Below are 12,207 nucleotides of genomic sequence, written 5' to 3' on the forward strand. Positions count from 1 at the left end.
TCACCGCCGACGGCGGCGAGGTGAGTACCGAAAGGCGTGCATGGGCAAGTCCGGGATGCGACGGGCGCCTGCCTGCCATGTCGCGCCAGGCCGATCAGGGTGAGGGCGTCTGTCCGGTGGTGCTCTCGTCCGCCAGGACAGTTCGCACGGTGGCCATCGCGACCGCCGCGCGTCCCACCGCCCCGATGGCAGCGGACAACGCGACCCCGCCAGAGGAGGGCTCGGGTGCGCTGGCGGTGTCGAGCCCGTTGAGGCCCTCGTACAGGTCCAGCAGCGCCTCCGCGCACACCGCCGCCAGGTCTGCCACGGCGCGAGGGTCGCGCAGCGCCGGCTCGTGGCCGTGCCGTAGGTGCTCCGACAGGGAAGCGGCCGCGGCACGGAGCGCTTCCAACGCGGCCAGGGACGGGGCACCTGTCTGTTCCAGCCGGACGGGCGTCGTGGACGAGCCAACGGCGGCTGATGGTCCCGGGTTGGCCGAGGAGCTGCGGAAGTCGTCGTAGACGGCGGGCGGTGTCGGCGCGTTGCTGCGCGGCAACGGCAGGCGGGCGGCCACCCAGGATCTGCGCCACCATGCCCGCACCACCCTGGGCAACGCTCCAGTCATACGGTCGGCGGTCATCGGCCAACCTCGGTCTGCGCGGGGTCGCGGGTCAGAAGCAATTCGCCGAACTTGAACAGCTCTTCGCAGGCAGCGGCGAACGCGAGCTGACGCTGCTCAAGGTCGTCGGCGGCGCGTTTTCTGGCTGCGACGGCGTTGCTGAGGTAGGTGGCCTCGACGTCGAGTTCCCCGGTTTCCAGGGAACCGATCATGTCGTGTGTGGAGCTGACCGCCTCGGTGGTCCATTCGGCTGCCAGCTGCGCAGCAGCGAGGGCGTATGCGGCTTGAAGGAACGGGAGGACGAGTGCGGTGTCGATGGAGGTGGCGATGGCCCGCACGTCGAGGTCGATGCCGTAGCCGGCGTCTCGGCACAGTCGGGTCAGCAGGATGTGGTGCAAGGTCACGGGTGTCTCCCAGTGGTGGGGACGGGCCCGCCCGCGCGGGGCGGGCCCGTCGCGGTGAGGTGCAGGTGGTGCTAGGCGGTGCGGTTGGTCAGCTTCTGCTCGGCGGCGGCGAGGAGCCGAAGATCCTCGGCGGCGGCGAAGTTGACGACCGCGATGATCAGCTCATCGGGGCATCCGGGCCCGAAGGAGGCCCGCCAGGGGCAGATCTCCGAGGGCACAGGCGGGGTGCCCGGCTGCAGCGGGTAGAGCATCAGGTCGAGTTCGTCGTCGACGGCGAGGCGGATCCGCACTCCGTCGCGGATGGAGTACAGCTCGCCGTAGCGGTTGGTGTGCTGGCGGAACCCTGCGGTTTCCAGAGCGAGGCGCAGCCTGCCGAGAGGTGCGGATACGTAGATCTCCGGGTCGGGCAGTTGGACCTCACGGTCCGGGGCGTTCTTCGGATCGGTCATGTACTTCCTCCTTGAGTTGGTCGTGCCAAAGGCACGCTGGTCGTATGGCCGACGGGTTTTGGTGGTTGGGTTGCCAGGCAGGCGACCTTGTCGCATGCCCCGCTGCGGGGTCGTGCTCTAACTGCTCAGTAACCCTGCTGAGGAGCGGAGGCCAGCGGGGTGTGGTCGCCGCCGTGGCCGGGGGCGTGCAGGCAGCCGAGCTCGGAGCAGAGGACGGCCAGGGTGTGATCGCAGCTCTTCCTGGTGTCGTACTCGAGCGACGCCCCGAGTACATCGATTCCCTCGGCGGCCAGAGCCGCCAGCGCGATCCGTAGGGCCTTCGCGGTGCGCTTGGGGTCCAGCGGGCCGACGAACAGGAGCGAGGCGCTGTAGGAACGCCCGCTGTCGCGTTGCACGGGTCTTCCTTTCGTCGTGGCGGAGGATCAGCTGTGCGAGCGCTCACTGGAGCTGTCGTGGCGTGCGGACGGGGCGACGCCGAGGATGGTGGCGGCGCGCTGGAGCAGTTGCGCTGCGATGTCGTCCAGGAGGGCGTCGGAGAGATTGGACGACATGTTCGACGGCAGCGAGTCGTGCCAGGCGGAAGGTTCCCGGCTGGCCAGTTGCGTCCACGTCAGCACCGGCGTCAGGACCTCGGCGATCGCGTGGGACTGTGCGCGGTAGAAGTCCCGGTAGACGCGAGTGCGCACGGTGTGCTCGCCGAGCTTGTCGACGCGGGTGAGTTTGTAGCCCTGGCTGGTCGTTTCGAACTGCCGGTCGAGCAGAGTCATCATGGGAGCTCCTTGTCGGGAAAAGGAAAACCCGCATGCCGGTCGGCTGCGGGCTGGTGGGGAAAGCTGTTCAGATGCGGGCGACCTGGTCTCCGGCCGCCGGGAGCATCGCTAGGCGGGAGCCGGTGTCCCAGTCGATCCACAGCTGGCCCACGTCGGGCATCCACGCGTGCACGGTGCCGGTGTCGCCGGGTACCAGGTTCGTGAACTGGTCATTGGTGAACACGAGGGCCACGCGGTCGCCCGGCCGCCATTCGGGCTCGGCCCCTGCCTGCGGCGTGGGTTCGCCGAGGGGGTGCGCAGGGGTGATCCGGAGACGGTCGGGGTCGCGGGTGGCTAGGACGTGGTCGAAGTCCTGACGCAGGATCGCTCGGACCAGCACGAGTCGGCGGCCCTTGAGCTGCTTGGTGGGCAGGCGGTCGGTGTGCCTGCTGATGAGCTCCTCGACGGCGCCGCGTTCGATGGCCTCGGCACAGCCCTGGCACGCCAGCCAGGTAGCGCTCTGGACATTGATGGCCCCGCTGGTCGTTTCGGTGCGCCTGACCCGGGCGGCGCGGTCGCGGTCCAGGAAGTCGCTCTGGTCGACGTACTGGGCAACGATGCGACGGTTGTCGGTGATCCGCTCGGCGCACCGGTACGCCCAGGCGACTTCAGGCAGGGCGCAGAAGTCACACAGACGGATGGCCTCGGGCAGGTCGGCCAAGGTGACCGGATCGGGATCGTGGCCTTCGGACCCGCCGCGCAGTTCGCTGTGGTGCACGAGCTGGGCGCGACCGCCCTGGATGCGGTGAATGAGCGGATGGCGGCAGGTCCTGCAAAACCAGGACTCCTCCGAGGATGGTGTTGGCATTGATTTCCCTTCATCGTGACGGGCCGTGCGCCGCAGGCTGACGGTCAGCCTGGGCATGGTGTGGGAAGTCGTGGCTGGCAGCGGAAGCCAGCAGGGCTAGGAGCGGGTGCCTTCGCGGGACCGGTCGGCTCCCAGGTCCGCGGCGAGCGTGTCGGGGATCAGCGCGTAGGGACTGATCAGGTCGATGGCTTCCTGCGCGGTACGGATCTCGTCGCGGGCGAAGCCCTGCCAGATGAACACCGAGCCGGTCTCGTCCTCCTTGCCTGCTGGTGGAAGGACCTGCACGAAGAATGTGCCCGAGGGCCGGTCCCAGCCGACGCGGATGGTGTGTCCGGCGTAGGGGGCGAGCGGTCGGAGATTGTGTTGGCTCATGTCGAGGTCACCTTTCGGTCGTAGGCCTGGATCAGGCGTTGATTCGCCGGGTGGAGGAAGAGGGAAAGGGAGGCCCGTGCGTGGGCTAGGCGTTCTCGCTGCCCCCGCCCGGGGCGGCAGGCGACGGCCGGGTGGCCGCCCATCCATCGCAAGAGCCACGCCGCTGTCAGGCCCGGCTTGGTCTGCGCAGGAGCCCATCGGATGCCCTTCGCCTCGACACGGATGGAAAGACAGTTCTCGCTACGCATCGCGAAGGAGAGCGGGAGTTCTCGCCGCGCTGACCGACTAGGGCAGGCCGTCCTCAGAGTGCTGTCCGGTCAGGTTTTTGGCCTGGCCGGACAGCGGGGCGCTAGGTAGTGATGGCGACGATCCGCTTGCGGCGGTCGAGGCCCTCGAGGTGGGCGTGGGCTTCTCCGAGGTAGGCGATGTGCTGTGCCATCTCGGGTCCGTCCGCGGCGAGCCGGGTGCCGTCGGCGGTGATCAGGACCTCGCCGCACACCGCGCGCAGGGCGCAGTAGGTGGCGTAGGCGTGACCGCCGGCCTGGAAGGCTTCCAGGTCAGCGGTCGCGAACACCGGGCCGAAGCCGGCGTTGTGCGCGGCCATGGCCAGGACCCGGGGCTGGGCCTGGTAGTCGGCCTTGACCCGCTTCAGCGGGTTTTTGGCCGGATCGGCGGCGTGCTTGCCGAGGTAGACATGCCACGGGGTGGCGTGCTTGGTGCCCTTGGTGACCTCCAGCCACTGGTGGTGGCGGATGCTGGCCGACATCGCGACAGCGTGACGCATGCCGGCGAGGTCGAGGTACTGCAGCTGGCCTCCAGCCGCGACCATCTGCTTGCCACAGCGACGCGGGTCAACCAGATGGTGGCGTCGCCAGGGGCGGGCCTTCGTCCAGAACTGCGGCACGAAAGTGCCGGAGATGCCGAGGTGGTGCGCGAGCGTGGTGGCCGAGGCCAGGACAGCTGCGGGTACCTTGTCGGGGACGACCACGACCAAGGTCGTGGGGTTGCTGCTGGTGGTCATAGTTCTCCTTCGGCTAGGTCCGCGACGCAGACATGGGGTGTCCCACCGGGAACATGGGGCGCCCGGAACAAGGGATGGGAACTGCGGCAAGGGCCGCGGGAGGGTGGTCCACCGAGAACATGGACCGGGTGTTGCGGATTGGTGGGTGCGACCTTCGAGAGGTCACCGCGCGGCGCGGGCCGACCGGCCTTTCGGCGGGTGGGCTGACGTGCAGCTGGTGCGGTGAGTCCGTGGGTGGGACCGACCATGGGTAGTGCTGGTTTGGTGTGTGGGAAACATAGCTGCGGCCTCTGCCACGGCACTTCAGCGCTGATGAAGCCGGAATCTGCCTCTGACCTGCACTGTTAGAGGCCGTCGGGCTGACTGGTGCTCACGTGGCACGTCTATCTCCGCCTCTTCCAGTGCTCTTCCACGCGTGGAAGAGCACTGGAAGAGGCGGACTGTCGCCCTGGCGCCGCAGGTCCGGACAAGGCTGTGACCTGCACTGTTAGAGCTAGGCGGGCGGCCAGTAGACGATGTCGTGGTACCGAACGGGCGGAACCAGTCGAGCAGGCGGCCATCGACCGGCTGGACGTTCAATCCCCGCTGTACGTCCGGATGACGAGGCCGGGTACACGGGTCATGATCGGGAAGCGCCGTCAATCGAGGAGTCGGACGGGCAGGTCCTCGGCCGACCAGGTGCGCCGGAGCAGGTCGCCGCGTGGCACCGAGGTGAGGACCTGGGCGTGCGCGCCGGCCGCGATCAGGTCCAAGGTGAGGGCCGCGACGGTGGCCAGGGTGGTCGACGTCGTGGCGGTGGCGGCCCTGATCTTCGCGGCGGCGGCGCGCGTCGGGCCATCGAGGCGGGCAGGGTCGTGCGGCCAGAACGTCATGAACTCATCGTTGTCCAGCGCCGCGATGGTGATCGACGTCGGCAGCGGCAGCCGGTCGGACGGTATTGCGGAGAGGATGTTTTCGCAGACCAGGAGCATCCATGGTCACCGCGACCTCACGGACACGCACGTCGGTGGCGTCAAGCAGTGCCATGACCACCGGCACGTCGAGCACGAAGTGCAGGCGCCGGGCGTCGGAGGTCACGCAGCAGGCAAGGGGTAGGCAGCCAGCGCTTCGGCGTCCGTGGCCAGTGACCGGGCCGCGAAGTCGTCCAATGCCGCGGCGTCGTCGCGGGTGAGGGACTGCCAGTAGCGGGCGTCGGCGCGGTAGGTCTCGACGGTCGGGAGGTGCCCGTGAGCGGCGTGGAAGTTGTGTAACTTCTGTGCCCTTAGGCAGTGGGCCCGATCGTCGGGGTCGGGATGTTCGACCTCGGCCCGGGTGGAGAGTTCCTGGGCGGCGGCGATGATGCCGGGCCCGGGGTGGCGGCGGTTGGCGTCCAGCGCGATGCCGTCTGTGCTGATGAGCCACGCCCGCCGGCCGGCCGCCGCTGTGCCGAGGGCTTGGCCGATGGGCCAGGACAGGGCGGTGAACTCGGCGTGCGGATCGTAGATCCACACCTGGGCGGGCCTTGACCACTCCTCGCCAGGATCGTCTGTGAGCGCGTCGACGAGGTCACCCCGCCACGTCTCCAGGTCGCGGCCGGCGCGGCCGGGAAGGTCGACGTCGACGCGGTCGACGACAACGACCGTGCCGTCCTCCCACACGACCTCCACCGCCCGGCCTGCCGCCGCCTCGCCGAGGGCCTGGGCGATCTCAAGGTCGTGGCGGTTGCCGTAGCCGTGCGGCCCGGTGGGCGTGAGGGTCATGAGATTGTCGCCTTCTGCCACGCGTGCCGGGCCGAGGATGCCCACCAGCGCCGCGCGGCGGGAGGAGGAAGTGCACCATCGGCGTCGAGTCGCTCAGCGGTGACCCGCCAACTGGCCCCAGCCACGTGGGCGGCGCCAATCGCGTCGATGACGGCAGCCGGGATGGGGGAGATCGGCCCGCCCCAGCGCGCCCCTGAGGCTCGCGCCGCTCGGCGGCCGTCGGCCAGAGCGGCGAGGTGCAGCGCAGACAACGTCACCCAAAAAGCCTATAGGAAGTTATTTCCGCACCCCGCGGTTGCTCTCCTCGTGAGCGCGTGGTCAAGAAGCGAATCCAACGCCGACCTCGAACCGCCAACGGAGCGCAGAAACACTCGCCACCCAGAGATCCGACGTTATCGCGTAAAGCCTCCAAAGCGACCGCCAGCTCGCCGCGTAGCGCTAGCAGCCAAGGACCATGGCCCAACCCTCGCAGGCCAACCTGAGCTCAACCGCCCATGAGCCACGACCCGACGACATCGGGAGAGCCATCAGCCCACAAATCGCCCGGGGTTGGTGGCGCTATCCGGGCCGTGGTCGCTGGCCAGCTCATGTAAGGCGCACACCACGTCGGTGCCGGCGAGGTGCCAGGTCCGCCCTGCCGGGTCATCGCCGTGCACGCCGATAGCCACCGGCACACCGGCCCGCCTACCCACCGTGGAGAGGAGGTTGTCGCGGCGTCCGACGCTGGGCACCCACAGCAGGACGGGGTAGTTGGGGCCCCGACGCAGGAGCTGGCGGTAGGGCTCGAACTTGGCCATGATCCGTGAGTGCGGTTCGGTGCCGTTGTCGTGCTCCAACCAGAACCCGACCGTGCGTCCGTCGGCGGTCCACACGCCGTGCCCGTCGGGCCGGATCCCGGCCGCCGACTGCACGCTGGTGGCGTGATGCTCCGACCACCAGCGCTCCAGCCGGCTGCCGGGATGAGCACGGCTGTGACCGATGAGGTCGATGAAGAACTGGTTCACGCCGATGGTGTGCCACAGCTTCGGGCTCGACACCAGGCGCGTGACGCGCTCGAGGTGGCTGCGGGGCGACGGGCGGCGTGGATTGTCCAGTTCGTAGGGCGTAGAGCGAAGGCGTGCGCCCAACGGGCCGAGGGAGTAGAGGTAGTCGCCGGCCCCTCCGGAAGCCGACGACCAGGCGTGCCGGGACAGCAGGTCGAGGCGGTGCAGAATGGTCAGCCGCTGCTGGGCGGAGCGTCGGCTGTCGAACAGCGCGGTGGCGACTTGGCGGGCGGTCAGGACGTGATGCTCGGCCAGCCAGTCGAGCAGTTGCATGTCGCGGGGGGTGACCCGACGCAGGACGTCGAAGGGGCTGGGCTTGGGTTTGGGTGGTGGAACTCGGGTCATGGGTGATGTCTCCATGCGGAAGGGTCCCTCCAACTGGAGGGAGTCTGAGTGGACGGGGGACTCCCGCTGGGTGGGATTGCCCTCTGTCAGGGCCGTGTGCTGCATGAATGCCCCGTCCGGCGGACCGGACGGGGCATGTGCGGGCCGGTGCGTGACGCGACCGGTGTGGCGACCCCCGTGGCGACGGGTGTGGCGACCGGTGGCGTCCTCTGTCATTCGCCCTGTGGGCGGGTGCCCTTGGGGCGTTGAAGCCGTTGCGGGGCAACGGCTTCCACCGGCACTGGCACGAGGTCGACAGGGGCGAACTCGGTGTGTCGCTGATCGGGTGCCTTGGCCTCGGCGGTCATGCGGATCAGCTGTGCCGCCCCGACCATCGGGCGGGGTGGGCGGGTCTTGAGCGTGAACGCCGGTTGTTGGCGGCCGTTGACGATCAGGCGGGCGACGGCGGTGTAGGCGTCGAGGTGGGCGAGGTCGTGGCTGCCGAGTTCGGGCTCGACGTGCTTGGCGAGGACCTTGGAGTCTTCCGGCGCCACGGTGAAAAACACTTTGTTGCGGGCATTGGCGCTCACGGCCGCGAGGAGCTCCGCAGGGAACTGGGCGAGGTCCTGGTGGGACAGCACGAGCGACAGCCTGTACTTTCGGGCCTCGGCGAGCATGTCGCCGATTCCCCCGGACAGGGTGAGGAAGTTCTGCGCCTCGTCCAGGTAGATCGTGCAGTCCCGTCGGTCCTCGGGGGCGATGTTGGCTCTGGCCGTCGCGGCCTGCCAGGCCCGGGCCAGGATCAGCGACCCGAGGAGCCGGGAGGTGTCCTCACCGAGGACGCCCTTGGGGATCCGGACGATGAGAACCCCGCCGTCGAGGATGTCGGCCATGTCGAAACTCGACGTGGCGTAGCTGGTCGTCTTCGCGACGAAGTCACGCAATAGGAACGAGCGCAGCCGGGCCAGGACCGGGCCGATGATCTGCGCGCGTAACGCGTCGGGCATGCTGTCGTACCACTCCCAGAACCCGCCCAGTCCGGCGGAGCCGTGCAGGTCGGCGGTCAGTTGGGACCGGAACTGCTTGTTGTTGAGCAGCGCGGGGATCATCTGCAGCGTCACGTTGTCGTGCCGCAGCAGCGTCAGGCAGGCAACGCGCATCACGTCGTCCATGCGTGGTCCCCAGCCCTTGGCGAAGATCGCCCCGAAGATCGCGACGATGTTGTCGACCGTCAGGTCGTCATCGGTGCCCTTCTCCAGGGGGTTGAGCGTCGGAGGGTTGGTCTGCAGCGGGTCGAACAGCACCACCCTGTCGGCGACGGAGGCCGGGAGACGGTCGAGGACGTCGAGGGCCAGGTCGCCGTGCGGGTCGATGAGGATCGTGCCCCGACCAGCTACGACGTCGTCAATGACCATGTTCGCCAGCAGCGTCGACTTACCCGACCCGGTCGTGCCGACCATGTGCACGTGGTAGCGGGCGTCGGTGGCGTTCATCGCCACCGTGTGCCCGTCGACCTCGGCGTCGCCCAGGACCTTGGTGCCGCGCCCGCCGGAGGCGATACCGGCAGGGGCCGCCACGGCCTTGGCACGGGCGCGATCCAGGCCGGCGACCGACAGGTCCCACGGCAGGGCCGCCAACGCTGCCAACTCCGGGGTGTTGGCGAGGAACCCCGCGCCCAAGCGGCGGGCGGCCATGGTCGCGGGCACCGCGTACATCCGGGCGCGCCGCCCGAGCCCGTTGCGGGCGCTGAAGGTGCCAAACGCCGACGCCGCACCGTCACCGAGGCCACGAAGCCGCTTCTTACGGGTCGCGTCCGGGCGGGTGCTGGTGCCGGCGACCGCGTAACGTACCGCCGTCTCCCACAGAGGCACGGCCGACACCTTGTCGATGATCGCCTTCACATCGCGCTGCACAAACGGATCCGCAGCCGATCGCGCCGCGGTCGCGCCAGTGGCGGGCTTGCCTGACCGGAACAGGTCCATCACCCACAGCAGCGAGGCGGCGGGGTTGAGGTGCGGGGTGGCGGTCTTGCCCGCGCGCAGGCGGGACGCCGCCCGCCGGGCGCGGCGGACCCGGCGCGGGCGGGCGGGTCGGGCCAGGATCTGCACGGCCACGTACTCGCTGTCGCCGGCGGCGGATCCGGCGCCGAACAAGGCACGCAGCGGATCGACGGCATGGTCGGTGGCCAGGGGCAGCCACTCGGCGGCATGCGGCACGAGGTGCCCGCCAACCGCCACCGCGGCGGCAGGAATCGGGGCGGTGGCTTTGGTGGTGACGCACGAGGCACTGGGCCAGGCGGCGCGCACGGCGTGCTCGACGGTTGCGGCCGGGATGGTGCCGGGGACCCAGATGGAGATCGTGAGCTGTCGCCCGGCCCAGGTGTACTGCCACACCATGTGCGGTGTGCCGTACAACAGCCGCTTCCACCGTGATGGGGTCAGGATCCCGGCGAGGTTGGCCCACAACGACCGCGCCCCCACCGGATTGACCTCCGGAGGTGGAGCGATAGTGACCAGGTGGGCGTTGGCCGCGTGGTGGCGATGCCGCTTCGTGGCCAGGAAACTGCGCGCGGCCGCGTAGGCGAACAGGGCCGTGACGGCCAGCGCCGCCAGCCAGGGCCGATCGATCAGCCAGCGCACGGCCTCTTCGAGGTGCTGGTACAGGCGTGCCCCCGACCAGTGTTGGTCCGGGGGCACCGGGGTCGGGGTCGGGGTTGGAGGTGCGGCCTGGGGTGGGATGAGGGGTGTCATAGCTCGTCTTCTTCGTCGAGGAGGCCTGCGGGGTTGGTGGTGCACAGTCGGTGTTCGGTGGGGGAGGCGACGGCCTCGAAGCGGGTGCGGTGCGTTCCGCTGAGGAGGAGGCCCTGGCCCCGCCCGGCTGACAGGAGCAGACGTCGCTCGCCGGTGGTGAGTCCGAAGGAGTCGCCGACTGCGTCGATGGCCTGAGGGGATTGGCGTAGCAGGATCTGGGTCGTCGCGTTGGCGACGACCGCCTGGCCGAGGTCGGACCCGAGTACGTCGGCGGCGTCCTGGGTGATGACGCACAGCCCGGCGCCGCGTTTGCGGGACGCTTTGGCCATCCGGTACAGGAACGTGGCGCCGGCTTCTTCGCGTAGGAGCAGCCACGCTTCGTCGACCACGACCAGGCGGCGCACCGCCTGACGCGGGCCGGCGTTACCGGTCCGGGGCTGGTCGACGGTCCGCCAGATGTGATCAAGCGCCAGGAGGGTGCCGATGCCGCGGATCTCATCGGGCAGGTGCCGCAGTGACCACACGACCAGGTGCCCGTCGGGCCGGTGGGTGGTGGGCCCGTCGAAGAGGTCCTTGAACGAGCCGATGACCCACGGAGCCAGCCGCGCCGCGAGGGCGCCAGCCGCCGGGTCGGTGTCGCCGTCCAGAGCGGCGGTGAGATCGGCGAGGACAGGTACCGGCCGGTGGTGGGTGGTCGGGTCGGGTGTGATGCCGGCGTGCCGGTAGACGGCCAGGATCGCCCGGTCCAGGGCGGCGCGCTCAGCCGGAGGCGGCTGTCCGCCGAGCAGAACGCTGATCAGGGTGTGCAGGAACAGACCCCGCCGGGTCAGCACGTCCGCTCGGGCGTCACCGGCCGGTAGGTCGAACGGGTTGATCCGAACCCCGAGCGCGCCGAGGCGTACAACGGTGCCACCGACCGCGCCGGACAGGCGCAGATACTCGTCCTCCGGGTCGATGACCGCGACCTGCACTCCGGCGTAGAGGGAACGGAGGATCTCGGTTTTAACGAAGTAGCTTTTGCCGGCGCCGCTTCTGGCGAGGACGACGGAGTTGTGGTTGTCGAGCGCCCACCGGTCCCACCAGATGATGCCCTGGCTGTCGGGGTTGATGCCGTAGAGCACCCCGCCAGTCTGCGCGGGCTCTCCCGGCATCGGGGCGGGGAGGTCCGGTCCAGCCAGGGGGAAGCTCGCGGCCAGGGCGGCGGTGTCCAGGGTTCGGGTCATGCCCAGGCCGTCGGCCGCGAGGGGCAGGGTGGTCGTCCAGCCCTGCAGTTGCCGCCAGGTCGCCGGCTGCAGTTCCAGGAGTGTGGACGCTGCTGCGGCTTTGACCTGGGTGCAGGCGGCCAGGAGTTCGGGCTCGGACTTGGCGTGCACCGTCAGGTAGAGGCCGACCTTGAACAGCTTCGCCTCACCGCGAGCGAGCCTGCCGGCGAGTTCGCCGGCGTCGTTGGCTGCGGCTTCGACGTAGGGGTCGGCGAGTTTGCCGGTGTTGGTGTCGGCCCGGCGTGAGGATTCCAGCTTCGCCCGTTGGGTTTTGAGTCTCGACGCGGCGACCGGCACGGGGACGGGGTCGATGTGCAGGGCCAGGTCCAGGCGGCCAGGCCACGACAGCAGCGGCTCGAGCCACGCGGCGCCGACCTCGGCCGGATAGCCGGTGACGATGAGTGTGGCGGCGTACCCGTCGCCGAGACGCAGCCACCGGGGCTCCACCTCCACCGACGCGGGCGCGACTGCCGAGACCAGGCCCGCGCCCCCGCCGCCGACGTCCGCACCACGGCGACGTCGTACGCGGGTGAGCACGCCGTTCATGGCCGGTCTCCGACCCGAGAGGCCGTACGGGGTGACGGGCGGGGCATGGATTCGGTGGTGTACCGCAGTGCCGATGTGTTCC

13 protein-coding genes are annotated in these 12,207 nt (G+C 69.7%); all 13 read right to left on the minus strand.

Annotated elements, in window-relative coordinates; genetic code table 11:
• Positions 1-94: 94 nt before the first annotated feature.
• Positions 95-619, minus strand: coding sequence for a hypothetical protein (locus tag PT931_RS20205; protein WP_456247299.1), 525 nt, complete (start codon positions 617-619; stop codon positions 95-97).
• The gene (locus tag PT931_RS20210; protein ID WP_456247300.1) at positions 616-1,002 is read right to left on the minus strand and encodes a hypothetical protein; all 387 of its coding nucleotides are present in this window, start codon (positions 1,000-1,002) and stop codon (positions 616-618) included. Before PT931_RS20210 ends, PT931_RS20205 begins: the two co-directional genes overlap by 4 nt.
• 71 nt (positions 1,003-1,073) lie before the next feature.
• Positions 1,074-1,451 carry a hypothetical protein gene (locus PT931_RS20215; RefSeq protein WP_456247301.1) on the minus strand — a complete coding sequence of 126 codons (378 nt, stop codon included), beginning with the start codon at positions 1,449-1,451 and terminating at the stop codon, positions 1,074-1,076.
• A 125-nt stretch (positions 1,452-1,576) separates the two neighbouring features.
• Positions 1,577-1,846 carry a hypothetical protein gene (locus PT931_RS20220; protein ID WP_456247302.1) on the minus strand — a complete coding sequence of 90 codons (270 nt, stop codon included), beginning with the start codon at positions 1,844-1,846 and terminating at the stop codon, positions 1,577-1,579.
• Positions 1,847-1,873: 27 nt separating this feature from the next.
• A complete protein-coding gene (locus PT931_RS20225) occupies positions 1,874-2,221 on the minus strand; it encodes a hypothetical protein (protein ID WP_456247303.1) in 348 nt (115 codons plus the stop codon).
• Between the two features lie 67 nt (positions 2,222-2,288).
• On the minus strand, positions 2,289-3,125 hold the full coding sequence (locus tag PT931_RS20230; protein WP_456247304.1) for a DUF4314 domain-containing protein: 837 nt from the start codon (positions 3,123-3,125) through the stop codon (positions 2,289-2,291).
• 39 nt (positions 3,126-3,164) lie between these two features.
• A complete protein-coding gene (locus tag PT931_RS20235; RefSeq protein ID WP_456247305.1) occupies positions 3,165-3,440 on the minus strand; it encodes a hypothetical protein in 276 nt (91 codons plus the stop codon).
• A 349-nt stretch (positions 3,441-3,789) separates the two neighbouring features.
• Positions 3,790-4,461 carry a hypothetical protein gene (locus PT931_RS20240; RefSeq protein WP_456247306.1) on the minus strand — a complete coding sequence of 224 codons (672 nt, stop codon included), beginning with the start codon at positions 4,459-4,461 and terminating at the stop codon, positions 3,790-3,792.
• 638 nt (positions 4,462-5,099) lie between these two features.
• A complete protein-coding gene (locus tag PT931_RS20245) occupies positions 5,100-5,432 on the minus strand; it encodes a hypothetical protein (protein ID WP_456247307.1) in 333 nt (110 codons plus the stop codon).
• A 102-nt stretch (positions 5,433-5,534) separates the two neighbouring features.
• Entirely contained in the window at positions 5,535-6,245 is a 711-nt protein-coding gene (locus tag PT931_RS20250; protein ID WP_456247308.1) for a hypothetical protein, read from the minus strand.
• A gap of 482 nt (positions 6,246-6,727) precedes the next feature.
• On the minus strand, positions 6,728-7,516 hold the full coding sequence (locus PT931_RS20255) for a replication-relaxation family protein (protein WP_456247309.1): 789 nt from the start codon (positions 7,514-7,516) through the stop codon (positions 6,728-6,730).
• Between the two features lie 284 nt (positions 7,517-7,800).
• On the minus strand, positions 7,801-10,317 hold the full coding sequence (locus PT931_RS20260; RefSeq protein ID WP_456247310.1) for a type IV secretory system conjugative DNA transfer family protein: 2,517 nt from the start codon (positions 10,315-10,317) through the stop codon (positions 7,801-7,803).
• On the minus strand, positions 10,314-12,125 hold the full coding sequence (locus PT931_RS20265; protein ID WP_456247311.1) for a VirB4 family type IV secretion system protein: 1,812 nt from the start codon (positions 12,123-12,125) through the stop codon (positions 10,314-10,316). The genes PT931_RS20260 and PT931_RS20265 overlap by 4 nt, the downstream gene beginning before the upstream one ends.
• Positions 12,126-12,207 lie beyond the last annotated feature (82 nt).

This window comes from Longispora urticae (assembly GCF_053902585.1).